Origin of the sequence: Mycobacterium sp. HUMS_12744610 (genome assembly GCF_041206865.1) — a bacterium.
GTDB classification, from domain to species: domain Bacteria; phylum Actinomycetota; class Actinomycetes; order Mycobacteriales; family Mycobacteriaceae; genus Mycobacterium; species Mycobacterium servetii.
On the sequence record NZ_JBGEDP010000001.1, the window covers coordinates 1,321,713 to 1,346,412 of the forward strand.

General features: G+C 68.5%; 26 protein-coding genes and 2 pseudogenes. 8 read left to right on the forward strand and 20 right to left on the reverse strand.

The genetic code is table 11. The features are described from left to right. Window positions 1–11: 11 nt before the first annotated feature. Complete coding sequence (locus tag AB8998_RS06690) at window positions 12–707, forward strand: TetR/AcrR family transcriptional regulator (RefSeq protein ID WP_369737148.1); 696 nt, start codon at window positions 12–14, stop codon at window positions 705–707. A 21-nt stretch (window positions 708–728) separates the two neighbouring features. Here AB8998_RS06690 and AB8998_RS06695 read toward each other — a convergent pair whose 3' ends face one another. The 5 genes and pseudogenes from AB8998_RS06695 to AB8998_RS06715 all read right to left on the reverse strand — a co-directional run bounded on the left by AB8998_RS06695 (window position 729) and on the right by AB8998_RS06715 (window position 4,167). Next, window positions 729–1,619: an alpha/beta fold hydrolase gene (locus AB8998_RS06695; RefSeq protein WP_067970557.1), complete on the reverse strand. Its 891-nt coding sequence runs from the start codon at window positions 1,617–1,619 to the stop codon at window positions 729–731. A gap of 58 nt (window positions 1,620–1,677) precedes the next feature. Beyond that, window positions 1,678–2,119: pseudogene (locus tag AB8998_RS06700) on the reverse strand (PaaI family thioesterase). A gap of 53 nt (window positions 2,120–2,172) precedes the next feature. Then, window positions 2,173–2,694: a TetR/AcrR family transcriptional regulator gene (locus tag AB8998_RS06705; RefSeq protein ID WP_067970555.1), complete on the reverse strand. Its 522-nt coding sequence runs from the start codon at window positions 2,692–2,694 to the stop codon at window positions 2,173–2,175. Window positions 2,695–2,992: 298 nt separating this feature from the next. Continuing rightward, window positions 2,993–3,661: a TetR family transcriptional regulator gene (locus tag AB8998_RS06710; protein ID WP_067970553.1), complete on the reverse strand. Its 669-nt coding sequence runs from the start codon at window positions 3,659–3,661 to the stop codon at window positions 2,993–2,995. Then, the gene (locus AB8998_RS06715; protein WP_067971098.1) at window positions 3,658–4,167 is read right to left on the reverse strand and encodes a PaaI family thioesterase; all 510 of its coding nucleotides are present in this window, start codon (window positions 4,165–4,167) and stop codon (window positions 3,658–3,660) included. Before AB8998_RS06715 ends, AB8998_RS06710 begins: the two co-directional genes overlap by 4 nt. Before the next feature lie 150 nt (window positions 4,168–4,317). Between AB8998_RS06715 and AB8998_RS06720 the strand changes: the two genes are divergently transcribed. Beyond that, entirely contained in the window at window positions 4,318–5,025 is a 708-nt protein-coding gene (locus AB8998_RS06720; RefSeq protein WP_369737149.1) for a TetR/AcrR family transcriptional regulator, read from the forward strand. A gap of 279 nt (window positions 5,026–5,304) precedes the next feature. Here AB8998_RS06720 and AB8998_RS06725 read toward each other — a convergent pair whose 3' ends face one another. The 3 genes from AB8998_RS06725 to AB8998_RS06735 form a co-directional block, all read right to left on the reverse strand. Continuing rightward, on the reverse strand, window positions 5,305–5,415 hold the full coding sequence (locus AB8998_RS06725) for a hypothetical protein (RefSeq protein WP_369737150.1): 111 nt from the start codon (window positions 5,413–5,415) through the stop codon (window positions 5,305–5,307). A gap of 71 nt (window positions 5,416–5,486) precedes the next feature. Further along, a complete protein-coding gene (locus AB8998_RS06730; RefSeq protein WP_369737151.1) occupies window positions 5,487–5,702 on the reverse strand; it encodes a hypothetical protein in 216 nt (71 codons plus the stop codon). A gap of 18 nt (window positions 5,703–5,720) precedes the next feature. Beyond that, window positions 5,721–6,176 (reverse strand): DUF5709 domain-containing protein, encoded by a 456-nt coding sequence (locus AB8998_RS06735; protein ID WP_369737152.1) that lies wholly within the window; start codon window positions 6,174–6,176, stop codon window positions 5,721–5,723. Window positions 6,177–6,268: 92 nt separating this feature from the next. On the opposite strand from AB8998_RS06735, the gene AB8998_RS06740 reads away from it, so the two are divergent. Then, window positions 6,269–7,060 carry a ribose-phosphate diphosphokinase gene (locus AB8998_RS06740; protein ID WP_369737153.1) on the forward strand — a complete coding sequence of 264 codons (792 nt, stop codon included), beginning with the start codon at window positions 6,269–6,271 and terminating at the stop codon, window positions 7,058–7,060. Window position 7,061: 1 nt separating this feature from the next. Here the strand turns inward: AB8998_RS06740 and AB8998_RS06745 are convergent, their stop codons facing one another. From AB8998_RS06745 to AB8998_RS06760, 4 genes are all read right to left on the reverse strand, one after another. Next, the gene (locus AB8998_RS06745; protein WP_369737154.1) at window positions 7,062–7,502 is read right to left on the reverse strand and encodes an Hsp20/alpha crystallin family protein; all 441 of its coding nucleotides are present in this window, start codon (window positions 7,500–7,502) and stop codon (window positions 7,062–7,064) included. A gap of 154 nt (window positions 7,503–7,656) precedes the next feature. After that, the gene (locus AB8998_RS06750; RefSeq protein WP_369737155.1) at window positions 7,657–8,082 is read right to left on the reverse strand and encodes a hypothetical protein; all 426 of its coding nucleotides are present in this window, start codon (window positions 8,080–8,082) and stop codon (window positions 7,657–7,659) included. An 85-nt stretch (window positions 8,083–8,167) separates the two neighbouring features. Next, the gene (locus tag AB8998_RS06755) at window positions 8,168–8,479 is read right to left on the reverse strand and encodes a hypothetical protein (RefSeq protein WP_369737156.1); all 312 of its coding nucleotides are present in this window, start codon (window positions 8,477–8,479) and stop codon (window positions 8,168–8,170) included. A 139-nt stretch (window positions 8,480–8,618) separates the two neighbouring features. Beyond that, window positions 8,619–9,953 carry a phosphoribosyltransferase family protein gene (locus AB8998_RS06760; RefSeq protein WP_369741452.1) on the reverse strand — a complete coding sequence of 445 codons (1,335 nt, stop codon included), beginning with the start codon at window positions 9,951–9,953 and terminating at the stop codon, window positions 8,619–8,621. Between the two features lie 173 nt (window positions 9,954–10,126). Between AB8998_RS06760 and AB8998_RS06765 the strand changes: the two genes are divergently transcribed. Together AB8998_RS06765 and AB8998_RS06770 are read left to right on the forward strand one after the other, a co-directional pair. Continuing rightward, the gene (locus AB8998_RS06765; RefSeq protein WP_369737157.1) at window positions 10,127–11,359 is read left to right on the forward strand and encodes an ISL3 family transposase; all 1,233 of its coding nucleotides are present in this window, start codon (window positions 10,127–10,129) and stop codon (window positions 11,357–11,359) included. A gap of 184 nt (window positions 11,360–11,543) precedes the next feature. Beyond that, window positions 11,544–12,658 (forward strand): annotated as a pseudogene (locus AB8998_RS06770) (CapA family protein); the annotation flags it as partial. Between the two features lie 129 nt (window positions 12,659–12,787). Here the strand turns inward: AB8998_RS06770 and AB8998_RS06775 are convergent. The 5 genes from AB8998_RS06775 to AB8998_RS06795 all read right to left on the reverse strand — a co-directional run bounded on the left by AB8998_RS06775 (window position 12,788) and on the right by AB8998_RS06795 (window position 17,912). Further along, window positions 12,788–13,612, reverse strand: coding sequence for an LLM class F420-dependent oxidoreductase (locus tag AB8998_RS06775; RefSeq protein ID WP_369737158.1), 825 nt, complete (start codon window positions 13,610–13,612; stop codon window positions 12,788–12,790). A gap of 24 nt (window positions 13,613–13,636) precedes the next feature. After that, entirely contained in the window at window positions 13,637–14,692 is a 1,056-nt protein-coding gene (locus tag AB8998_RS06780) for a poly-gamma-glutamate hydrolase family protein (RefSeq protein WP_369737159.1), read from the reverse strand. Further along, entirely contained in the window at window positions 14,693–15,940 is a 1,248-nt protein-coding gene (locus AB8998_RS06785) for an Nramp family divalent metal transporter (RefSeq protein ID WP_369741453.1), read from the reverse strand. It lies immediately after the preceding gene. A 78-nt stretch (window positions 15,941–16,018) separates the two neighbouring features. After that, entirely contained in the window at window positions 16,019–17,095 is a 1,077-nt protein-coding gene (locus AB8998_RS06790; protein ID WP_369737160.1) for an NAD(P)H-dependent amine dehydrogenase family protein, read from the reverse strand. A gap of 25 nt (window positions 17,096–17,120) precedes the next feature. Further along, window positions 17,121–17,912, reverse strand: a complete 792-nt coding sequence (locus tag AB8998_RS06795) for an SDR family oxidoreductase (protein WP_369737161.1) — start codon at window positions 17,910–17,912, stop codon at window positions 17,121–17,123. Between the two features lie 297 nt (window positions 17,913–18,209). On the opposite strand from AB8998_RS06795, the gene pstS reads away from it, so the two are divergent. From pstS to pstA, 3 genes are all read left to right on the forward strand, one after another. Further along, window positions 18,210–19,322, forward strand: a complete 1,113-nt coding sequence (pstS, locus tag AB8998_RS06800; protein WP_369737162.1) for a phosphate ABC transporter substrate-binding protein PstS — start codon at window positions 18,210–18,212, stop codon at window positions 19,320–19,322. Window positions 19,323–19,334: 12 nt separating this feature from the next. Next, window positions 19,335–20,327 (forward strand): phosphate ABC transporter permease subunit PstC, encoded by a 993-nt coding sequence (pstC, locus tag AB8998_RS06805; RefSeq protein ID WP_369737163.1) that lies wholly within the window; start codon window positions 19,335–19,337, stop codon window positions 20,325–20,327. A 175-nt stretch (window positions 20,328–20,502) separates the two neighbouring features. Continuing rightward, entirely contained in the window at window positions 20,503–21,405 is a 903-nt protein-coding gene (pstA, locus tag AB8998_RS06810; RefSeq protein WP_369737164.1) for a phosphate ABC transporter permease PstA, read from the forward strand. A 10-nt stretch (window positions 21,406–21,415) separates the two neighbouring features. On the opposite strand, the gene ku is transcribed toward pstA, so the two are convergent. Genes ku through AB8998_RS06825 form a run of 3 tightly spaced genes read right to left on the reverse strand, consistent with a single transcriptional unit; the run spans window position 21,416 to window position 24,696 of the window. Next, window positions 21,416–22,312, reverse strand: a complete 897-nt coding sequence (gene ku / locus AB8998_RS06815) for a non-homologous end joining protein Ku (protein ID WP_369737165.1) — start codon at window positions 22,310–22,312, stop codon at window positions 21,416–21,418. Between the two features lie 51 nt (window positions 22,313–22,363). After that, window positions 22,364–23,284, reverse strand: coding sequence for a carbohydrate kinase family protein (locus AB8998_RS06820; protein ID WP_369737166.1), 921 nt, complete (start codon window positions 23,282–23,284; stop codon window positions 22,364–22,366). Further along, window positions 23,281–24,696: a mannitol dehydrogenase family protein gene (locus tag AB8998_RS06825; RefSeq protein WP_369737167.1), complete on the reverse strand. Its 1,416-nt coding sequence runs from the start codon at window positions 24,694–24,696 to the stop codon at window positions 23,281–23,283. The genes AB8998_RS06820 and AB8998_RS06825 overlap by 4 nt, the downstream gene beginning before the upstream one ends. Window positions 24,697–24,700: the final 4 nt, after the last annotated feature.

Sequence of the window (24,700 nt, forward strand, 5' to 3'; positions counted from 1 at the left end):
AGACTATACGTGTGCGTTCGGTCCGGGTGTACAGCGGAGTGTCGGCCGAGCAGCGTCATCGCCGCCGCCGCGAGCGCTTGATCGATGCTGCCGTGGAGTTGATCGGCACCCGGGGCGTGACGGCGGCCACGGTGACGGCGGTGTGTGCGACCTCGGGGGTAACCTCGCGGTACTTCTATCAACACTTCACCGATCGGGACGAGCTGTTGCGGGCGGTCTACCAGCAGCTCTACGCCACCTTCCAGGAGGTGATTGTCCAAGCGATCCCCGACGCGGGCGCAACCCCCGACGTGTTGGCGCACGCTCCGATTCGCGCGCTGATCACGATGATCGAAAACGACCGGCGGCTGGGCCGGATTTTGTTTGTCGAATCGGCAACCGAGCCGCTGCTACGTGAGTTGCGCAGCCAACTCATGGCTGGATTCGCCGACCTCGTGCTGCGCGAGGCTAGAGTGCGCCTCGATATTCCCGACTCCGCAGTGAGCGTCGCCCATCTGGCGTCGACCCTGGGGGTGGGCGGGCTGTTCGAGGTGCTGCGCCGCTGGCTCGACGACGAACTCGACTTCAGCACCGACGAACTCGTCGCCCACTGCGCAGGCTTCCTCGGAAGCCTCGGCGCCTACGTGCTGTCACTCAATACCAGTGAGACGACGCCGGCAGCCGCTCACCGTCGCGCCGGCGGCGCAGCGGCAGGCGACTCGCCGTAGGGATGGCTTCAGCGGGCAGCGTCACGACGTTGCCGCAATGGTGCGGTCCAGAAAGTCCGCGACTGCCGCGGTGAAGGCGTCGTTGTCGTCGCCGGCGACCATGTGGGCCGTGCCCGAGACGTCCACTGTCTGGGCGTGCGGTACGACCTGCAGGAATTCATCGACCGATTGCGGCGATGTGACGTCGGAGAGCACACCGCGCACCAGCAGCGTCGGCGCCTGTACGCGGCGGGCTCCGTCGACCAGCAGGTCGGTGATGGCGTTGAACTCCTCGGCGCCGGCCGCGGGATCGCCGCGCAGGACGTGGAAGTTGGAGGTCACGAAAGCCGGGTCCCATCGCCAGATCCACCGATTGTCCTCGCGTGGCCGTAACACTTTGCGGAGTCCGTTCAGACTGCGCGGCCGTGCGCGGTGTGGGTTGTATTCGGCGATGACGTCGGCCGCCTCGTCGAGGCTGCCGAATCCATCAGGGTGGGCGGCCATGAACGACACGACACGGCGTGCTCTGTCGAACTCCATGCGCGGGGTGATGTCGACCAGGGTTACTGCGGCCCACAGGTCTGCGGCTGCGAGTCGGTGTGCCCCGAGGACGGTCATGCCGCCCAGAGACGCACCCACCACCGCTACGGGGCGGTCGCTTGACGCTTGCGCACGTACGGCCAGTAGATCCGACGCCAGCACGTCGAGATCGTAGTGTCCGGTGGGATCCCAGGCGCTGTCTCCATGACCACGGGCGTCATAGGCGATGACGGTGTAGCCAGCTTCGTGTAACTCGTGCGCGGTGGCCGCCCAAGCCTGGCGGTTTTGACCTCCGCCGTGTAGCAGGAGGACGACAGCGGGGGAATCGTGATGCCGGTAGCAATCCGCGGCAAGCGTGACACCGTCGCTGCCGTTGAAGTGCGTGAGCGTCATCGGCGCAGCCGTGCGAATCGGGCAGCTAGAGCCGCGAGGGGAACGGTGACTTTCGCGCTCACGCCGACCCGGTCGTTGGGCGCACCACGGTTACGATTCCTTGGGCGGCGCACACTGCGCTCCCGTCGTTGCTGATGTCGATTCTGGCGACCCCGCTACGCTTTCCCAGCGCGATGATCTCGGCCACGGCGACGCACACGCGGTGTGACACGGGCGCAAGCCGGTTCAGCTTGAAACCCCGTGGTCGCGACCCATGATCCGGCCGGGATGACTGGATAGAACACCACACCCAGGCAGTGGTCGACCATCGCGGTCGGGCATCCGCCGAGCAGATTGCCGAACGCAGTCAACAGGTCAGCGCGGGCGTCCATCTCCACCACCAGTCGCCCGGCGGTGAACTCGGTGTGGCGAAAACCCAGATAACCGGATAGCCCTTCCACGACCGCCGAAGCGTTCTGCAGTTGTTCGGCAATGGCCGGGTCGACCTGCGCAAACTGCACGGTCAGCGCTCTCGATCGGCGTCGGAGTCAATCGTCATGACTTAAGACACTACTCACGGTTTGTTGCATGTGTCGCCAGACTCGGCGGTGGAAAGCAACGACGGCAGCAGGAAACGGCGTAGGAAGGTGTTCAGGCCGTCGGGACTGCGCTGGCGGGGGCCGCGCACCGCGATCAGACTGAGGATGACGCGCAGAATCCACTCGGCGGCGTCGTCAACTGACATCCCCGACCCTAGTTGATCCCACCGCTCTTTGAAGACTGGTCGTAGGAATTCGGCGACGAGGTCGAATAGTGCCACCGACGTGCCTTCGGCCAACCCGACACCGGCTAAATCGTCGTCGCTGCCGAACAACACACCGATGATCGGCTCGCGTTGAGCCGCCCGTACCGTTACTTCGACGAAATCGACGATCGCCGAACCTAAATCGGCATGTTCAGCGATGCGCGGAGCAATGCTTCGCAGGTAGCGTTCGGTTGTCCGCAGGATGACACCGGACATGACGGACTCGCGATTGGAGAAGTAGCGGTACACCGTGGCGCGCGAGACCCCGGTACGCCCCGCGAGGTCCTCCATGGTGGTGCCCGATTGCCCCCTTATCCCGCAAGCAGTCTTCGGCGGCGTCGAGCAGCCGATCCGTGGCCACCGCGCGGGTGGCCGCAGACGCCTGACCCCGACGCGATGGTGTCCTCGCCACGATGCCCTCACCCTGACTCGAACCGACTAGCGACGTAACGAAAGCGAATTGGCGACCCTCCCGCTTTTCGGATGCGACATTATCAGTCTTCTGTCGCATTGCCACAGACTCCGGCCACACCGACAAGGCCCGCGGCGATGCCGCAACGAGGCGCGTGCCCAATGCCGTCGCCTTGGGTCACGGTCGTCGGGCTGTTGATGACAATGCCAGATTGGCCAGTATCCGCCGGGTGGCTCGAGTGATGCGGTCGCGGGTCTGTGACGCCGAGGCCCGTCGGCCGATGAAAGCGGTCAAATTCGCCAGCCAGATGTCGGCGATGACCCCGGCGACACGTCGATCGAGAAGGCTGGGCGTGCCGCCGGCGAGGGTGCGCGCCAGGAGATCTTCGATGACCCCGGCGGCCTCGTTCACCACGTCAGCCGCGGTGCTGTCGGTGACCCGGAAAGCCTTGACCATGGCTTCGGTAAGCAGCGGATCGCGCTGCCAGCGGTCGTGCAGATAGGCGCTGAGCCGGTCGAGTCGCTGCGCGGGCGTAGCGGCGCCGGCCGTCCAGTGCCAGCCTGCCTCCACACGGTGAAATTGACGCGTCAGCGCGACGGCCAGCAGGTAATTCTTCGACGGAACGTAGCGATACAACGTGCCCACGGCCATGCCGGCATGTTTGGCAACTGCCCGCATTTGCACGGCGTCGTAGCCGCCCACCGACGCCAATCTCACCGCCTCATCCAGCAACGCTTCCCATCGCTCCCCGGCCAGGTGCGGTGCGGCGCTCACGCCGCGCGCAGGCGACGCAGTGGCGCCAAATTTCTTCGTGGCGGGGTGAGCGCGCAAGTCGGGTGAGCTCATCGAGCCAGGCCGTTTCGGGACACCCCATCGCGGCCGAATTGCTCCAGCAGGCCACCAAAACCGGACACGTCACCGTGAGCAGCGAAATGTGCGGCGTCGACCACCACGAACACCGCATCGGCGGTGAAGCGGATGATCCCATCGCCGCCGACGCCAGCGGCTCTGACGTGCAACGCGCGGCCCTGTCGCATCTCAATGTGGGCCGTGATCCGATGAGGCTGGTTCAGTGGAACCGGCAGCAAGTACTCGACGGTCAGGCGGCGAGTGACTGCCGGCGCTCCAATGAGCCACGGCGTAAAACCCAGCACGTCGTCGCACGCCGCAGCAACAGCACCACCGTGGGCAAGCCCGGGAGCGCCGACGTGGCGGTCGGTGAACGTCACATCGGCGTATACCGAATCGCCACTGCGATGTGCCACCAAATGCAGGCCATGCGGATTCTGCGGCCCACAACCCAAACATGTCGAAGTGTGGTAGGGCAGCAATTGCGGGACCGACACCGGCAAGTCGCCGGGCGCGCTACCCTCGTCGACCAAGCGATCAGACAAACTAACGGCCTTTCGCTACCATCGGTTTCGCTACGATACTGCCGGTACTATAGCGGCTCCACATGGAACCGTCAGCCAGGAGCATGGTCAACCGCGAAGCGAGGAAGAATGAGCAGCCTGCAGCCGCAAGCCCACAGCGCCGGCGTCGACGATGTCGACCCGCGGCGAATTCGATCCCGCAACCGGCTTCTCGACGCCGCAACAGCCTTGCTCACCAGCGGCGGCATCGAAGCCGTCACCGTCGACGCGGTGACCAAAGCCTCCAAAGTCGCCAGAACCACCCTTTACCGCCACTTCAACAGCTCGTCACACCTGCTCGCGGCCACTTTCGAACGGCTACTTCCCCAAGTCGAATCACTGCCACCCGCCCCAGGCTTGCTGCGCGAACAAATTGAGCTGCTGAGCCGCCAGGCCGGCGTCTTCGCTGAGGCGCCGCTGCACGTCACCGTACTGGCCTGGCTCGCGCTTGGCCCCGCCGCGCCAGCTGATGAGCACGCCTCCACGGCCCTGCGCGCCCGCGTCATCGAGCAGTACCGCTGGCCCTTCGACGCCGTTCTGCAACACGCCACAGCACGAGCCGAACTCGACGACTTCGACCCACAACTGGCTTTGTGCCAACTCATCGGCCCGCTGGCATTCGCGCGAATAACCGGCCTGCGCGTCATCACCGCCGACGACTGCGCACGCATCGCCGACGACTTCCTAGCCGCTCACCGATCTGTCGACAGCCCAGCACGCATCAACACCACGAAGTGTGACGTGGCCATCCCGCTCGACCCCACAAGACGAACTGCGCTCAGAGAGACTTCGTTGTAGGGATTGACCTCAAATTGGGGCACCCGGCGTGCACCAGATCGTGGCCTTGGTCCTAACCGGTGCGTTCCGAAATCGTCGGGATCACGTTCCCAACCTCAATGCCTACCACCAGCTACCAGGCGCCGAACAATTTTCGTCACCTCCCCGAGGGCGCGGACGGCGTTCTCAGACGTCCTAGTGCCGCTTCGGACGGTCGGCCGCCGTCCGGGTGTGGCGGGTGTGAGTCTAGCCCCCGTCCGCCCCAGTCGCGCGGCGCGTTACGACGACGGAGACCGCCGCTCACACCGGCGGGTAAGCCGGCGGGGGACAACCACCGCGCAGCATCCAGGCGAACCAGTCGACCGCGTACTCGATCTCGTCGGAGGCGTCGTAGTCGGGATCGGGATCCACTCGAAGCACCCCTTTTCGTGGAACCGGGCGGTGGTCAGCGGAGGCTGCCGGTGATCAGCGCGCCGCGGCGGCTACTGCCATTTGATGTCGTCGCCCGGCGGCTGAGGTTCTTCGCGCGCAGGCGTGGGGCCGGCGTCGATCATGACCTCTTGCCAGTGGTGCGGGCTGTAAAGGCGAATGTCGTTGCCGCTGCTGATCATCAGGACACCGCCCGGCAAAACCTCGTAGTCGACGTCGGGGAACTCGGCGTCCTCGTCGCGGTCCTTGATCTGTACCCACAGCTTCATCTCGGGAGCGTCCTTCGACTAGTCCGCGTCGTCGATGATGTGCATCGCGGCTTCCTCGGCCGATGCCGCGCCGCCGCTGATACCGACGTCTTCGGCGACCATGTCCGACTCGGTGTCCTCGCCGAAACCGTGGTCCGGTGCCACCAGCCGGCCCGCCCGCGCGCGACCGACCTCGCGTCGCCGCTGCGGGAACTCGGCCTCGCGCTCGGCGTCATCGGAGCGCTGCCGTTCGGCCTCGTCGAGCAGCACGTCGACTCGCGCGGCGGGATCCGGTTCCTCCTCGGCGAGCAGCTCATCCATGCTCTCGCCGGGCCCGAATGCGCCGCGTCCGTAGGGGTGCTCGGGCGGCGAATAGCCCTCGTCGAGCACATCGTCGACGCCCCGGTCGATCAGGGTGTCCTCAGGCTGGAGCTGGTTGTCGTCCTCGGCGCTGTATTCGCCTGGCGCCGGGCCGGTTTCATAATGAGTGCTCATCGCTGACTGTCCAGATCCTCGCTGGTGGGTGGTTATGCGCCTGGACTCACCATAGAAATGCCGATGTCGCCGGGCCTAGGGCCATTCGGCCCTTGGGCCGAAGCCGTTGGACCAGTGAACGGCGACCGGCGCGACGCGAGCCGACGTCGCCGCCGGTCAACGAGCACCTCGTCGAATTGCTCCTGCTCATCGACGCGTGCCGCCGGTCCCGTGCGGGACGGGTGACCGCGGTGGTGCCGTACTTCGGCTACGCGCGCCAGGATCGGCGCACCGCGCCGGGGCAGGCCCTCGGCTCGGCCGTGGTCGCCGACGCGATCGCCGCCGCGGGCGTCGACCGGCTCGTGATCGTCGATCCCCATACCCCGACCCTGGAAGCGGTGTGCCGGATCCCGGCGGAAGCTCTGTCGGCCGTCCCGGTCCTGGCCGGCGAGCTGGCCGGCGGGTTGCCCGACGGCGCGGTGGTGGTCGCCCCCGACCTGGGTGCGGTCAAGCTGGCCGAGCGGTACGCGGCGGTGCTGGGCGGCCCGGTGGCGGTGGTGCGCAAACAGCGTGACGCGGGCTCGGCCGTCGCCGCCCTGGACGTCGCCGGCGACGTGCGCGGCCGCCCGGCGGTGATCGTCGACGACATGATCACCACCGGGGCCACCATCGAAGCCGCCGTCGGTTTGCTGCGTGCGCGCGGCGCCGCACCCGACATCGTCGTCGCCGCCACGCACGGGCTGTTCGTCCATGCCGCGGCGGGCCGCCTGCAGCGGCTCGGGCTGCGCCGCGTGCTGGTCAGCGACACTGTGGCGGTCAAGGCGACGGGGATCGGTATCGCCTCGGTCGCGCCGACGATCGCCGACGCCGTCGCCTGTTTGCACGCCGACAGGCCGCTACCTTGATTCAGCCGGCTTGGACCGTGATGTGCTTTTCGGCCGACGCCGCGGCCTTCTGCTCGGGGACGGCCACGTCCACGGTCAGGATGCCCTTGTCGTAGGTGGCCTTGATGGCCTCCTCGTCGGCGCCGGCCGGCAACGTGATCGAGCGGGTCAGCGAGCCGTAGCAGAACTCCGAGCGGCCCTTGGATTCCTTCTTCTCGGTTCGCTCCGCCTTGATCGTGAGCTGGCCGTGGTGCACGGTGATGTCGATGTCCTTGGCCGGGTCGATGCCGGGCAGTTCGGCGTGCAGCAGGTAGTGGCCGTCCTCCAGCTCTTCCTCGAGCCGGATCAGGTGGCCGGAGCGCAGGCCCGCCCAGGACGGCATGCCGGTGCGCAGGTCCGACCAGAGATCGGACCAGTCCGGCAGCCAGGAGCGTGGTTGGTGACGGGCAGGGAGATCGTTCATGACCCCTCCTCGGTTTCGGTTTGCTGTTGACGTGCCATCGATCCTTGGACCACGCGCCGCCGACCGGTAGGGACCGAAGTCCCATGCACCGCCGCAATTCGGCCCGAACAGGCTGGCGCCCACTGTCTTCGGTCGGCCGGTAGACGGTCCCGGATCAGGCGAGCCATTCCAGTTCGTCGGCCGCCTCGTTCAGTGCGGCCGCCAGTTCGCGGGCCGCCGGCGCGTCCAGCGCGTCCAGGTGGCGGGTGTGCACGGTGATCCACCGCCGCGTCGAGCCGTCTTCCTCCTGCCGGCCGCAGATCTCCACGCGGGCCAGCCCTCCTCGGCGCATGGTGCCCTTGAAGTCGCGGAACCAGTTGCCGTCACGTTGCCAGCCGAACATGCGCACCGCCCCCGTGGGCGGGACCACCTGGTCCAACGGCGAGGCCGCGGTCTCGTTGTCGGCCGCCCACTGCCGCGCCATCTCCAGCAGCGTGTGCGGCTCGTCGTGTTCGAGGCGCTCCAGCTGGGCGATCTGCGCCGCGGTGAGCTGGTCGGCCACGTCGCGCCAAGTCTGCGTAGTGCTCTCAGATGCGGTCATAGTGTGCAGTGTGCGCAGCCGGACCGGCGAGCGACCAGGGTCGAAGGTCACGTTCTAGGTCCCGGTGCGCACACCGCCGGGCCGGTCAGCCGATCTCGGTGCGCAGCCCGTGGTGCCGCAGCTCCAGCTCACTGCTGATCCCGGTGAACAGGTCGCGCGCGTCGACCTCCAGGCCGCGCAGCTTGACCTCCAGCGCACCCGGCTTCTTGTCGACGACGACCTTGCCGGCGGGATCCATCGGGTACTCGTTCCGGGCTGCCGAGGCATCCTGCGGGCTCTCCGCCGCCAACCGGTACCCGTGGTTGTCGCGAAGTCTGTCGGCGACCGCGGTGACCAGTTCGCGTTCGAGCTCTCCGGCGTCGACCTGTGCTGGGATGGTCACGGTCATCCTGGTCACCCGGACCACGCTACTCTCGTCATCCGCGGCCCGGGGAATCCTGCCGCTGGTGGTCGCCCCGGTGTCGAACCGCGAACTCGCCGTCGTAGGCCCGCGGCAACGCTCCAAAATAACCCTGTGCCGTGACTTTTCGTCGCGGTCAGGGGCTCGCGGGCGTGGCCACGCGGCTCAGGTGTTCGATGAACCAGTCCCGGGCCAGCGCCGCGACCTGCTCGAGCGTGCCGGGTTCCTCGAAGAGGTGGGTGGCGCCGGGAACGACGGCGAGCTCGCAGACGCCGGGGATCATGGCCCGGGCGTGCCGATTGAGCTCCAGCACCACGTCATCACGCCCGCCGACGATCAGCAGCGTCGGGGCAAGGACCTCGGTCAGCGCGTCACCCGCCAGGTCCGGTCGCCCACCGCGGGACACCACCGCCGCCACGTTGACTCGGGGATCGGCGGCGGCGACCAGGGCCGCGCCCGCACCGGTGCTAGCGCCGAAGTAGCCGACCGGCAGCGGCGCGGTGTCGGGCTGGCCGGCCAGCCAGCCGGTCACGTCGACCAGGCGGCGTGCCAGCAGCCCGATGTCGAACACGTTGGCGCGATTGCGTTCCTCCTCGGCGGTGAGCAGGTCGAACAGCAGGGTCGCGAGGCCCGCCGCGTTCAAGACCTCCGCCACGTAGCGGTTGCGCGGGCTGTGGCGGCTGCTGCCGCTGCCGTGGGCGAACACCACGACGCCGACCGGCCGCTCCGGGACCGTCAGGTGCCCGGCCACCGACACCGGGCCGGCGCTCACCCGCACCTCCTCGTCGCGTATGGGCGGGTCGTCGGCGGCGCCGACCGTGGGCTCGCGGAAGCCTTCCCGGGCACGGTCGAGCAGGGCGACCACCTCGTCGTCGGAGGTCTGCGTGAAGTTGCAGTAACCCTGGCCGACCGCGTAGAAGAACTCCGGGGTGTGCAGGCAGATCACGTCGTCGGCGTATCCGGAGAATCTGGCGAAGATGTCGCGCCCGCCGATCGGCACAGCCAGGACCACACGGTTCGCGCCCTGGGCGCGCGCCACCTCGCAGGCGGCCTTGGCGGTGGCGCCGGTCGCGACGCCGTCGTCGACGATCACCGCGATCCGCCCGGCCACCGGGATGCGTGCGTGGCCGCGCCGGAAGCGTTCCGAGCGGCGCTCCAGCTCGGTGCGTTGCCGCGCCTCGACTGCGGCCATCTCGTCCTCGGAGAGGTCGGCTTCGTCCACCACGGCGTCGTTGATCACCCGGATGCCGCCCTCGCCGATGGCGCCGAAGGCCAGCTCGGGCTGATACGGCACCCCCAGCTTGCGCACCACCAGCACGTCCAGGGGCGCGTTGAGCGCCCGGGCGACCTCGAAGGCCACCGGCACCCCACCGCGCGGCAGCCCCAGCACGACAATGTCCTGGCCGCGCAACGGTTCCAGGCGTTCGGCCAGGTGTCTCCCGGCGTCGACGCGATCGTCGAACAGCCGCATACCACCGCGCAACGTGCCCAGCCGCCCGCTCGGCAAACTTTCGTCCATGCATCGAGTCTGTCGCGGCGGGTCGGCGCACCGAAGGGCCGTTAGGCCCCACTTTTTTGGGCGCTTCCGGGTTTTCTGTGGGTCTGGTCTGGGCGTGATGGGCGCAGGGCGGCAGGATGTGCTGTGTGCGCGACACCGAGTTGTACCGCCATCTGCTGGGACTGGTAGCGCTGTGGGAGGTGCAACGGGTGGAGCTGTCGGCTCAGGAAGGTCGGGTGGACGTCTGGGTCGTGCATCCGGGCCGGACCCGGTTCGCCTGCCCGGACTGCGAGCGCGAGCTGTCGGTGTATGACCATGGCGAGGAACGGGCGTGGCGGCATCTGGACTCGTGTGCGTTTCTGACGTTCCTGCATGCCAGCCCGCCGCGGGTGGCCTGTCCCGAGCACGGGGTGCATCAGGTGCGGCTGCCGTGGGCCGAGCCGCATTCGCGGTTCACCATGTTGTTTGAGCGGCTGGCCATCGACGTGCTCGCCGCGTGCGACGTGGCGGCCGCGGCCGGGCTGCTGCGGGTCAGCTGGGACGAGGCGTGGCACCTGATGGACCGTGCGGTGGCCCGCGGCCTGGCCGCCAAACCGCTGGTGGCGCCGGCCCACGTCGGGGTCGATGAGAAGGCGGCCGGGAAGGGACAGGACTACATCACCGTGGTCAGTGACCTGGACGCGGGCACGGTGGACTACATCGCCGACGAACGCCGCCAGGCCAGCCTGGACGGCTACTTCGACCGGTTCACCCCCGAGCAGCTGGCCGGGATCGAGGCGGTGGCAATGGACATGTGGGAGCCGTTCGCCGCCTCGGTGCGCGCGCACCTGAGCGACGCCGAGAACAAGATCGTCTTCGACCGCTACCACCTGATGGGCTACCTGACCAAGGCCGTGGACACCGTGCGCAAGGCCGAGAACCGGGCGCTGGCCGCGGCCGGCGATAAGAGCCTGGCCGGCAGCAAGTACCTGTGGCTGTATTCGGCGGAGAACCTGCCCGACCGTCACCAAGACCGCTTCGCCACGCTGCGCTCCGGTGACCTGAAAACCGCTCGGGCATGGGCGATCAAGGAGAGTCTGCGGCACTTCTGGTCCTACCAGCGTCGCGGCTGGGCAGCCAAACACTTTAAGCGCTGGTACTTCTGGGCCACCCACTGCCGTCTCAAGCCGATCATCGACGCGGCCAAGACGTTGAAGCGCCACGAGGCGGGGCTGTTGTCCTACTTCGCCCACCGCATCACCAACGCCGGTGCCGAGGGCCTGAACTCACGCATCCAGGCCATCCGGGTTTCGGCCCGCGGCTACCGCAACCGCGAGCACTTCAAGACCGCGATCTACTTCCACCTCGGCGGGCTCCAGCTCTATCCGGCCATCCCATGACCCACGGAGTTCCCAGAAGAGCCCTTTTTTGGGGGGGTACCAACGCCCCCAGCGCGCGGCCGGCACGTGCGGCGGATGACCTTGGGCGCACTGTCACGGCACTTTCATCCCCTCCCGGCCGGGCCCGCGGGGTGCGATGGTGGCGTCGATATGTGCCAGCGATCGACTGTGGCGGGTGGCAAGTATGGCCGGCGATTCCGATGTGGTGACCGTGCTGCTGGGCGGCGACGTGATGCTCGGGCGGGGCGTCGACCAGGTTCTGTCCCGACCCGGTGACCCGCAGTTGCGCGAGCCGCACCTGCGCGACGCGCGCGGCTACATACGGCTGGCCGAGCACGCGCACGGGCCGATACCGCGCCCCGAGCATTGGAACTGGCCGTGGGGCGAGGGGCTGGCGCTGCTCGACGAGGCCGCACCCGATGTCCGGCTGATCAACCTCGAAACGACGATCACCGCCGGCGGCCGGTTCGCCGAGGGCAAGACGGTCTGTTACCGCATGCATCCGGACAACCTGCCCGCGCTGACGGCGTTGCGGCCCGACGTGTGCGCCCTGGCCAACAATCACATTCTCGATTTCGGCTACCAGGGACTGGCCGACACCGTTGCGGCCTTGACCGGGGCGCAGATCCAGACCGTCGGGGCGGGCGCCGACGTGCTCGCCGCGCGGCGTCCGGCGGTGCTGGCGGGCCGCGGCGGGCGCCGCTTGCTTGTCGGCTCGGTGGCGGTGACGTCGGCCGGTGTGCCCGAAAGCTTTGCGGCGCAAGCAGATCTGCCGGGGGTGTGGCTGATCGCGGACACGGCGCTGCGGGATGCCGTCGAGGAGGTGGCGGCCGAGGTCCTGGCCCACCGACGCGACGGCGACGTCGCGATCGTCTCGGTGCACTGGGGATCCAATTGGGGCTACGCGATGACGGCGAGCGAAATCGCGTTCGCGCACCGGCTGATCGACGCCGGCATCGACGTCGTGCACGGACACTCCTTGCACCACCCAGGCCGATCGAGATATACCGCGGCCGGCCGATCCTGTACGGCTGCGGCGACGTCATCGACGACTACGAAGGCATCGGGGGCCACGAGTCGTTCCGTGGCGACCTCCGCCTGCTCTATCTGGTGAGCACCGACGCGGCCAGTAGGGAACTGGTCTCGCTGCGGATGATCCCGATGCGCGTGCGGCGGATGCGACTCGAGCGGGCCTCGCGCGCCGACACCGAATGGCTGCGCACCACCATGGGCCAGACCGGCCGCTGTTTCGGCACCCGTGTCGCGGTCGGGCCCGACGGGCTTTTGCAGGTTGCGCCGGGTCGCACCGACGGGCACCCTCGGATCACTCAGACGCTCACCGGCGGGCGGGGTGAACCGCGGGCGGCCAAGGGCGGCAACGGGAACCGCCCCGCGATCGGTCATGCCTCCCGCGGGAGGTGATCCGGGTCAGCGCAGCTCGGCGATCACCTTCGAGAAGTTGTCGATGTGGTTGTCCTGCACCGTGAATGATGTGATGCCGTACTGGTCGCGGTAGCCGCGCAACGTGTCGGCCATTTCGCGTGGTGTCCCGCTGAGCACCGACGGCATGGACAGCAGTTCGTCGTCGGAGAGCTCCGAGGCGTACATGCGGGTCATCGTCAAGTCCGGCATGCGGGACCCGTCGGTCGGCACGGCGGTGATGGCCAGGTTGAGCTCCAGCGAGTCGAACCGGTCACCGGCTGCGCTGCGCACGAACTCGACACGCTCGGCCAGTGGGTCGTCGACGTCGCGAACCCGGGAACCGGTCAGGCCGATGATGCTGGCGTGCCGGGCGGCAATCGTCAGCACCCGGTCGCCGTTGCCGGCGATCAGGATCGGCGTGGTCGGGTGGTGCTCCTCGAGGTAGGTCGTCATGTGCTCGAGGTAGTCGACCCGGGCGCCGGCGCTCGGGTACGGCAGTTCGGCCGCCTCGAACTCCTCGCGGACGTATCCGGTGCCCAGCCCGACCTCGAGGCGGCCGTCGCTGAGCACGTCCAGAGCCTGAAGGTCCCTGCTGAGCAGGGCCGGCTTGTAGAAGGCCGCGTTGAGCACGTACATGCTCATCCGCATCCGCGTCGTGATCATCGCGGCCGCGGTCAGCGTCGGGAACGGTGCCGCCGCACCGATGTGGTCGGGCACGCACAGCACGTCGAAGCCGAAATCCTCGGCGCGCTTCACCTTCTCCTGCAACCTCTCGCGGGACTTGAAGAAGCGCATGCTCATTCCGAAGCGAAAATCCTTGGCCACCAACAACCTCCGATCGACAGTTACGAAAACTCACCAACACCTGGCCGAGTCCGCCAGCGCCCGCACCAGGCCGGCGGTGACCGGCGACAATCCGTCGTCGCCGGCCGGTTGCCGACGCGGGCCGAGGCCGCGGACGCGCACCGACAACTCCAGCTGGGCCCCGCCGTCGCGCACGCGGTTGACGGGGTTGTCCGGATGCAGGCCGCGCAGTGCGCGCGGGATCCTGTCGAGTTCGGTGACGACCTCATACCCGCTCAGCCGGATGTGCCGGGCCAGGTGCGTGGCCAGTGCGCGGTTGCGGCCACCGGCCAACAGCTGCGTGCTGCGCCCGATGCGCCCGTAGCCGTGCAGCGAGACCGCGACGTCGACGTGGTCCAGGAACTCGGCGAGCCGCGCCGACTCGGCGGGGTCGAACCGGGCCGACGGCAGGTGGTGCGGGTAGCGGTCGGGGTGGCGCAACACGTACAGCGATGCCCCGGCGGCCTCGGCGGCACGTTCGGCGACGACGTCGGTCATCTTCTCGAGGCCGCCGCCGTGGACGGCGAGAAATCCGAAGCGGGACCGCAACCGGCTGACCTCGACCATCCCGGGTTCACCAAGCAACTCCGAAAGGGACTGTGGCGCAGTCCCTGTGGCGGAAGCCGGGCGCTGCCAGCGTGCAGGATCCCAGCGGTGCAGAAACGAGATCCAGCACTGCGGCAGGCCGTGGTGGACGGCCCCGTCGATGATGCGCGGCAGGTAGCCCGGGCGCGGTGGACCGGGAACCACGCGGTGGTCGATGTACACCCAGGCGGGCGAGGGGCCGTCGCCGGTGACCACGGTCAGCCGGTCCCGCCGGTAGCGCACGGGCACGCCCTCCGCGCCGTCGAGTGCGGCCAGGTCGCTGTCGGAGACCTGCCAGAGCACCCCGTGCACCCGGCTGCCGGACAGGGGTTCGATGGTGGCGACGCCGCGCTGGTTGATCAGCCAGTCGTGATCGGACAGCACCGCCGGCCGCGGGTCGGCCGCGTCGGGACAGCGCAGCGCCATCTGCCTGACGCACAGGTTCGATCCGTATGCGAAGTAGGGATGCCGCCGGGCCGGCATCTAGCCGGCCACCGTCAGCCAGATCAGCACCACGTTAAGCAGACTAACCATCACCGCGACCGCCCATCCGATAACGGTGGTGACGGGATGGTTGGCGTCGCTGCCCATCAGCCGGCGGTCGCTGGTGAGCCTGATCAGGGGAAGCACCGCGAACGGTATCCCGAACGACAGCACGACCTGCGAGAGGACCAGCGCGCGGGTGGGGTCGAACCCGAGCGCCAGGATCGCCAGCGCGGGGCACAGCGTCACCACGCGGCGCACCACCATCGGCACCGATCGGTGCAGCAACCCCTGCATGATCATGGCGCCGGCATAGGCGCCCACCGACGACGACGCGAGCCCCGAGGCGAGCAAGCCGATCGCGAACAGCACCGCGATCGCCGGGCCCAGGGTGTCGTGGATGGCGGCGTAGGCGCCGTCGATGGACACGGTGATGTCGCGGTGTTGCAGGTTGATCGCGGCGACCAGCAGCATCGCCGCGTTCACCGTCCCGGCCACCGCCATCGCCAGCACCACGTCGACGCGGGTGACGCGCAGCAGCATGCTCCGGCGCGGGCCCTTGTCGGGATGTCCGTGCCGGTCGAGGGCCAGGCCGGAGTGCAGATACACCGCATGCGGCATCACCGTCGCGCCCAGGATCGCGGCGGCCAGCAGCACGCTCTCGCTGCCCCGGAAGTGCGGCAGCAGCCCGCCCATGACGTCGCCGGGCGGGGGCGTCTTGACGAAGAAGCTCGCCGCGAAGCCGATCGCGATCACCAGCAGCAAACCCGTGATCACCCGCTCGAAGAGGATCTGGCCGCGGCGGTCCTGGATCGCCAGCAACAGCAGGGACACGACGCCGGTGACGATCCCGCCGATCAGCAGCGGCAGGCCGAACAGGATGCGCAGGGCGATGGCACCGCCGATGACTTCGGCGGCGTCGGTCGCAACCGCGACGAGCTCGGCCTGGACCCAGTAGACCAGCCGCGCCGGGCGGCTCATCCGCCTGCCGATCGTGGCGGGCAGCGACCGGCCGGTCACCAGCCCGAGTTTCGCCGACAGGTACTGCACCAGTCCCGCCAGCACGTTGGCCACCACGATGACCCACAGCAGCAGGTAGCCGAACTTCGCGCCGGCGCTGACGTTGGCGGCGACGTTGCCGGGATCGACGTAGGCGATGGCGGCGACGAACGCCGGGCCGAGCAGGTACCAGCTTATCTTCAGCCCGGACTGGGTGCCCTGCGCCAACGTGCCGATCCCTCGATTCAGTTTCCCGAATAGAAAAGTGAGGTTAGCCGAAGACGCCGGCGCCCGGTCACACCCGGGCCCGGTGTTCGGATTCCGGCCTCACCCGGGGACGTAAAGGCCTTGGCCCGTGACCAGCGGCAAGTCCAGCGTGGTGCGGATACCCGCCGGCGCGGCGACCACCGCGGGGATCGCGTTGACGACCCGCATCGCGGTGGCGACCAGCCCGGCGTGGTTGTGGTCGCCGAGGCGGCTGCCCAGGCAGACGTCGATGGCGTAGGAGGGTTCGCCGGTGATCTCGATGCGGTAGGAGCCGCCGGGCTGCGCGGGCTGCGGCCACTCGGGGCACAGGTCCTCGCGCAGCCGGGTCACGTGCTCGAGGACGACGACGGGGTCGCCGTTGACCATTCCGAACACCTCGAAGCGCAGCGCCGCGGCGGTGCCCTCGGCGATGTGACCCGAGGCGATGTCGAAGTCCTCGGGCGCCGGTTCGCGGACGTAGACCTCGGCCACCTCGTCGAGCGTGATCCCCAGGCCCGCCGCCAACTGCCGCACCACCGATCCCCACGCCATACTCAGCACGCCGGTCTGCAGCAGCATCGGGATCTCGTCGAGCGGCTTGCCGAAGCCCATCACGTCGAACATGACGGCGTGGCTGTCGTAGGTGGCGTAGTCGACGATCTCCATGCAGCGGATCTGCTGGATGTTCTGGCAGGTGCCCGCGAGGGCCAGCGGCAGCAGGTCGTTGGCGAAGCCCGGGTCGATGCCGTTGACGAACAGGCTCGAATTGCCTTCCTGCGCAGCCTCTTCCAGAGGGTTGATGAGCTCGTCGGGGATCACCTGCCACGGGTATTGCAGAAAGACCGGACCGCTGCCCACCACGTTGATTCCCGCCGCCAGGATGCGCCGGTAGTCGTCGAGGGCCTCCATCAGCCGGTTGTCCGCCAGCGCGGTGTAGACGGCGCACCGCGGGCCGGTGGCCAGCACCGCGTCCAGGTCGGTGCTGGCCAGCACGCCGGTAGGTTCCGTCAGGCCGGCAAGTTCCGCCGCGTCCTTGCCGGATTTCGCCTCCGAGGACACCCAGACACCGGTGAGCTCGAACTGCGGATTGGTGATCAGCGCCTTCAGCGCGTGTACACCGACGTTGCCGGTGCCCAGTTGGACGACGGGGATTGCCATGGCTGCTCCTCTAGAGGTCGGGGACTCACAGGTCGGGGACGGGGATGTCGAGGTTGGGGTAGGTGAGGCCGCCGTCGACCTCCAGCGTCTTGCCGGTCAGGAAGCTACCGGCCGGCGACGCCAAATAGACTGCGGCGGCGGCGATGTCGTCGGTGTCGCCGAGGCGGCGCAGCGGTGTCGCCTTCTCCATCGGCGCGCGCAGTTCGTCGTTGGAGGCCACCACGTCCAGCGCGGAGGTCAGGATCGAGCCCGGCGCGATGGCGTTGACCCGGATCCGGGGGCACAGGTCCAGCGCGGACAGCCGCGTGTAGTGGGACAGGGCGGCCTTGGCGGTGCCGTAGGCCGCGAATCCCCGCCCGGCCAGGCGCCCCATCGTGGAGGTGATGTTGATGATGCTGCCGCCCCCGGAGTGCTCGAGCATCAACGGCACGGCCGCGACGGTCAACGCGTGCGCGGTGGCGACGTTGAAGGTGAACGCGTCCTTGAGGTCCTTGGTGGAGGTGGTGAGCAGCGTGTTGGGCATGGTCCCGCCGACGTTGTTGACCGCGATGTCGAGGCGTCCGAAAGCCTCGACGGCCGCAGCGGCCAGCTGCGCGGTGGCCTCCGGGTGGGCCAGGTCGGCGGCGACGGTGTGCGCGCGGCGGCCGGTGGCTCGGACCTGTTCGGCGACGGCGTCTAGTTGGGACTGGGTGCGCGACGCGATGAGGACGTCGGCGCCGGCTTCGGCGAAAGCCACGGCGATAGCGGCACCGATGCCGCGCCCGCCACCGGTGATGACGGCGACTTTGTCGTCGAGGCGGAACCTGTCAAGGATCATTGCGGCCTTTCTTTGTTGAGTTGTGGGCCGAAACGGCAGCAAACCCCGCCGCCCGACGAAGGGCTTTTCTGAAACAGGTTCTAGTTTTGCACACGCGCCGGCGGATGTGACGTGGCCCATACCGGACGGTCGGGCACCCGTGCCGCCGCCGGTGGAGGCCGCTTTCCGCAGCAACCGACGTTTGCTCACCGTTAACCTTGGTCCTGTTAGCTTCGGGGCTGCGAGGAAGACGGCTGGTTAGCGGGCTGCGGCTGCGTGCGGCGGCGATCACCTTCAATCCCTACCGTAAGGATTTGAATGAAACTCAACCGATTTGGCGCCACGCTGGGTGTCCTGGCCGCCGCTGCGCTGGTGGTGTCGGGATGCGGCAGCGACAACAACTCCAACGCGGGGCACGCGACGACGGGCCAGTCGTCAGCGAACGTGAGCTGCGGCGGGAAGAAGGCGCTGAAGGCAAGCGGGTCGACGGCGCAGGCGAACGCGATGACCCGCTTCGTCAATACGTTCGAACAGGCTTGCCCCGGTCAGACCCTGAACTACACACCCAACGGCTCGGGTGCCGGGATCGCCGAATTCACAGGTAACCAAACCGATTTCGGCGGCTCGGACTCCCCGTTGACCGCCCAGGAACACACCAAGGCGCAGCAGCGGTGCGGCTCGCCGGCGTGGGACCTGCCGGTGGTGTTCGGCCCGATCGCGATCACCTACAACGTCAAGGGCCTCGGTTCGCTCAATCTCGACGGCCCGACCGCGGCGAAGATCTTCAACGGTGCCATCACCACCTGGAACGACCCGGCGATCCAGAAGCTGAACGCCGGCGCCAACCTGCCGGCCGAGCCGATCCACGTGGTGTTCCGCAACGACCAGTCGGGAACCACCGACAACTTCCAGGAATACCTCGACGCGGCGTCCGACGGCGCGTGGGGCAAGGGTGCCGGTAAGACGTTCAACGGCGGCGTCGGCGAGGGCGCCAAAGGTAACGACGGCACCTCGGCGGCGATCAAGGCCACCGAGGGGTCGATCACCTACAACGAGTGGTCGTTCGCCCAGTCCCAGAAGCTGAACATGGCCAAGATCGTCACCTCGGCCGGTCCGGACCCGGTGGCGATCAGCGCGGACTCGGTTGGCAAGACGATCTCCGGGGCCACCATCAAGGGCCAGGGCAACGACATGGTGATCGACACGCTTTCGTTCTACAAGCCGACCCAGGCCGGCTCCTATCCGATCGTCCTGGCCACCTATGAAGTGGTCTGCTCGAAGTATCCCGACGCGCAGGTCGGCACGGCGGTGAAGGCGTTCCTGCAAAGCACCATCGGCGCAGGGCAGAATGGCCTGGCCAACAACGGATACATCCCCATTCCCGACGCGTTCAAGTCCAAGCTGTCGACGTCGGTGAACGCCATCAGCTGACCCGGGACATAGATGACACGAGCAACGGTCTCCACCCCGCCGGGCAGGAAGAGCCCTGCGCTGGCGGTGGCAGACACCCGCGCGGGCCGGCGCGGCGACCAACTGTTCAAGTTGGTCGCCGTCGCCGCCGGCGCGACGATCGTCGTCGCGATCGCGCTGATCGCGGTGTTCCTGTTGCTTCGTGCCGTCCCGTCGCTGCGCGCCAACCACGCGGACTTCTTCACCAGCGCCGACTTCAAGACCACCAACCCCAACGAGCTGGCGTTCGGGGTCCGCGACCTGTTCATGGTCACGGTGCTGAGCTCGATCACCGCGCTGGTGCTGGCCGTACCGATCGCGGTCGGCATCGCGGTGTACCTCACCCAGTACGCGCCGACGCGCCTGTCCCGCGCATTCGGCGCGATGGTGGATCTGCTGGCCGCGGTGCCGTCGATCATCTTCGGGTTGTGGGGGATCTTCGTGCTGGCGCCTCAGCTCAGGCCGGTCGCGACGTTCCTCAACCGCAACCTCGGGTGGTTCTTCCTGTTCAGTCACGGCAACGTGTCGGTGGCCGGGGGTGGCACCATCTTCACCGCCGGCATCGTGCTCTCGGTGATGATCCTGCCGATCATCACCTCGGTGTCGCGGGAGGTGTTCCGTCAGACGCCCGGCATCCAGAAGGAAGCCGCCCAGGCGCTCGGTGCCACCAAGTGGGAGGTGGTGCGGATGACCGTGCTGCCGTTCGGGCGCAGCGGTGTCATCGCGGCGTCGATGCTCGGCCTGGGCCGGGCCCTGGGGGAGACCGTGGCCGTGCTGATCATCCTGCGTTCGGCCGCCCAACCGGGACAGTGGTCGCTGTTCGACGGTGGATACACGTTCGCGTCCAAGATCGCGTCCGCGGCGGCCGAGTTCAGCCAGCCGCTGCCCACGGGAGCCTACATCGCCGCGGGTTTCGCGCTGTTCGTCCTGACATTCATCGTCAACGCGCTCGCCCGCGCGGTCGCCGGCGGGAAGGTCAACGGATGACCCCGGAGCGGCGCCGATGACCCGCGCTGGTGACGATGCAGAGCGAAGCGATGAGGAGGAGCGGCGCCGATGACCCGCGCTGGTGACGATGCAGAGCGAAGCGATGAGGAGGAGCGGCGCCGATGACCCGCGCTGGTGACGATGCAGAGCGAAGCGATGAGGAGGAGCGGCGCCGATGACCGTCGACGCGTTCGACCGCCCGGTCAAGGCGGAGGTGTTCCACCGGCTGAGCCTGCGGCGGCGGATCACCAACAACGTCGCCACCGCGTTCTTCCTCGTCTCGTTCGTCACGGCGCTGGTGCCGCTGCTGTGGGTCCTCTCGGTGGTGGTCTCGCGGGGCTGGTATGCGGTCACCCGGTCGGGCTGGTGGACGCACTCGCTGCGCGGCGTGCTGCCCGAACAGTTCGCCGGCGGGATCTACCACGCGCTGTACGGGACGCTGGTGCAAGCCGGGGTGGCCGTCGTCCTGTCGGTGCCGCTGGGCCTGATGGTTGCGGTGTACCTGGTCGAATACAGCTCCAGCCGGCTGGTACGGGTGACGACGTTCATGGTCGACGTGCTGGCCGGGGTCCCGTCGATCGTGGCGGCGCTGTTCGTCTTCAGCCTCTGGATCGTGACCCTGGGCTTCCAGCAGAGCGCCTTCGCCGTGTCGTTGGCGCTGGTGCTGCTGATGCTGCCTGTCGTGGTGCGCTCCGCCGAGGAGATGCTCAGGCTGGTGCCCGACGACCTGCGCGAGGCCAGCTACGCGCTGGGTGTCACCAAGTGGAAGACCATCGTGCGGATCGTCTTCCCGATCGCGATGCCCGGCATCGTCTCGGGTGTGCTGTTGTCGGTCGCACGTGTCATCGGCGAGACCGCGCCGGTGCTGGTGCTGGTCGGGTACAGTCGCTCGATCAACCTCGACGTCCTGCACGGCAACATGGCCTCGCTGCCGCTGCTCATCTACACCGAGCTCACCAACCCCGAGCAGGCCGGTTTCCTGCGCATCTGGGGTGCGGCGCTGAGCCTGATCATCCTCGTGGGCGTCATCAACCTTATTGCCGCGGCAACCCGTTTCGTCGCGAACCGGCGCGGCTGAGTCGGGCGCGTCAGGACTTCGACGCGGCCCGCGCGCGGGACTTCTTGGCGGGCGCCTTTTTCGCGGGGGGTTTTTTCGCCGGCGCCTTCTTCACCGGCGCCCTGTCGTCGCCGCCGCCGGAACGTGCCTTCAGGCTGGCCTCCAGCTTGGCGAGCAGATCGGAGACGTCTTCGGTCTCGTCGAGCTCCTGGGGTTGCTCCTCGGTGGTGAACGCCTCCCCGCCTTCGAGCTTGGCGTCGATGAGCTCCCGTAGCTGCTCCTGGTAGCTGTCGTGGAAGCGGTCCGGGTTGAACTCCTCGGCCATCGACTCCACGACCTGCCCGGCCATCTTGAGCTCGGCGGGCTTGATCTCGACCTCCTTGTCGAGCACCGGGAAGTCGGGATCGCGGATCTCGTCGGGCCACAACAGGGTGTGGATCACCATCACGTCGCGCTTGCCGAAATCCTTGACGCGCAACGCGGCCAGCCGCGTCTTGTTGCGCAGCGTGAAGTGGACGATCGCCATCCGTTCGGTCTGGGCGAGCGTCTTGGCAAGCAGCACATAGGATTTCGACGACTTCGAGTCCGGCTCCAGGAAGTAGCTGCGATCGAACATCATCGGGTCGACCTCGCTGGCCGGCACGAACTCGAGCACCTCGATCTCGCGGCTGCGTTCCTCGGGCAGGGTGGCGATGTCGTCGTCGGTGATCACCACCATCTGCCCGTCGGCGGACTCGTAGGCGCGGGCGAGGTCGCCGTATTCGACCACCTCGCCGCACACCTCACACACGCGCTTGTAGCGGACGCGGCCGTTGTCCTTGGCGTGCACCTGATGGAACTTGATGTCGTGGTCTTCGGTGGCGCTGTATACCTTGACCGGCACGTTGACCAGACCGAACGCGATCGAGCCCTTCCAGATGGAGCGCATGTAAGTCAGTATGCCCACACAGTTGGGCCGCTAACAGCGCGCCGGGCCGGGCTACCTGCGATTTGCCGCGGCGTCAAGTGCGGCGCGGTCGGGCAGGTCCGCCCCGGGCCGGCCGATGGTGAGCGCCGAGGACAGGGCGGCCGCGTGCAGCGCGGTGGTCAGCGCGTCGAGCCCGATCGAGCGGAGGTCGGCCCGCCGGCCGGCACCGAGCAGACCCAGCCCCCACAGCGCGTCGAGCAGGCCGACCGTGAAGGCGTCGCCGGCGCCGACGGTGTCCACCACCTCGACCGGCCGGGCCGCCACCCGGGCCTCGCCGGCCGCGCACAACGCCAGCGCGCCCCGCTCGCCCATCGTCACGGCGACGATCGCGGGCCCCACGGCCAACCAGCTGCGGGCGGTCTGCTCCGGCTCGCGGTCGGGTTCGATCCAGCGCAGGTCCTCGTTGCTGACCTTGACGACGTCGCTGCGCTCGACGGCGCGCTCGATGCGTTCGCGGGCCAGCGCCCGGTCCTCGATCAAAGACGGCCGCACATTGGGGTCGAAGCTGACCGTCGCCGACACCCGGTAGGCATCCAGCAGCGCCGCTACCGCAAGGCAGCCCGGCTCCCGCACGGCGGCGATGGACCCGGTGTGCACCAGCAGCGGCGGCGCCACCTCGGGGGTGCCGGACAGCCGCCAGTCCAGGTCGAAGGTGTAGGTGGCGGACCCGTCGGCGCCGATCGTGGCCACCGAGCTCGGCGTCCGGGCGGCGGAGAAGCTACCCGGAACTAGTTGTACCCCTGAGGATTTCAGGTGCGCTGCGATGCGCTGTCCCGAATCGTCGTCGCCGATGTGGGTGAGGAAATCGACATCGTGACCCAGCCGGGCGAGCCCGACCGCGACGTTGAGGGGGCTGCCGCCGACATGGTCGGTGGTGCCCCTGTGCTTGACGACGTCGATCAGCGCCTCGCCGATCACCAGTCCGCGGCTCATGCCCGTGCCTCCTTCACCAACCCCTCCAGGGTCGCCCGCGCGCCGTTGGTGTGCAACGAGTCCAGCGCCCGGCGGTAGGCCTCCGCAAAGCGGGGCGCCCGCGGCAGGTCGCCGAACACCGCCGGGTTCTCCAGGAAGGCGCCGGGACGTTCCCGCTCCGAGCGGGCGGCGGGCACCAGCGAATCGGCCAGGTTGTCGACGACCTCGATCGGTTCGCCGTGTTCGTCTACTGCCTCGCTGTAGCGCGCCCAGCTCGCCACCGCCGCCGACGCGAGCCGGACGGGCCCGCCGGTGCGCAGGTTGGCGCGGATCACCGGAAGCAGCCAGGCCGGGATGCGGTCCGAGGAGTAGGCGCACAACCGGGCAACCGTGTCGGCGACGCCGGGGTTGGCGAACCGCTCGACGAGTTCCCGGCTGTAGGCGGCCAAGTCGATGCCGGGGACCGGCGCCAACGTGGGGATCGCCTCGGAATCGAAGTAGGCGCAGAGGAATTCGGCCAGCAATGGGTCGCGCGCCGCGTCGTGCACCATGCGGTACCCGCACAGCCACGCGAAGTAGCACAGGCACTGGTGCCCGGCGTTGAGGAGCCGCAGCTTCATCGCCTCGTAGGGGGCGACGTCGTCGACCAGCAGCACACCCGCGTCCTCCAGTGGCGGCCTGCCGGCGGCGAAGTCGTCCTCGAGCACCCACGCGGCGAAGGACTCGGCCGCCACCGGCCACCGGTCGGCGACACCGAAGTCGCGTTCCACAGCGGCCACGAGGTCGGGGGTGGTGGCTGGGGTGATGCGGTCCACCATCGAGCACGGGAACCGGGCGTGCTCGTCCACCCAGCCGACCACGCCCGGATGCAACAGCTGCGCGTGCTCGACGACTGCCCGCCGGGCCACCTCGCCGTTGTGCTCGATGTTGTCGCACGACACGATCGTCGGCGCGCCGACGCCGCGGTCGCGGCGGCGCACCAGGGCCTCGACGATCAGGCCGAACACCGACGCGCGGTCCCGGACCCGGTAGCCCCCTTCGGTGATGGTCAGCGTGATGACGCGCGTCGCCGGTGCGGCGAGCAGTTCGACCGTGGCCGCGGGATCGTCGGGCACGTAGCGGTAGTCGACGATCGAGCCGATGACGCGTGCGTCGCGACTGTCGTCGGGGTGCTCGGAGATCAGCGTGTACAGGCCGTCCTGGGCGGCCAGCACGTCGCGCATGCGGCGGTCGGCGGGCAGCACCCCCAGCCCGCGGATGCCCCACTCGCGGGCCAGCCCGCGCCGCAGCAGCCGGTCGACGTACATCGCCTGATGCGCGCGGTGAAAGTTGCCGACACCGAAGTGCGCGATGCCCGTCCCGACGCCGTCCCGGTCGTAGCCCGGCGTCGCGATCGGCAGGCGCGGCAGGGTGGCGCTGTTCAGGCGAACCACCACA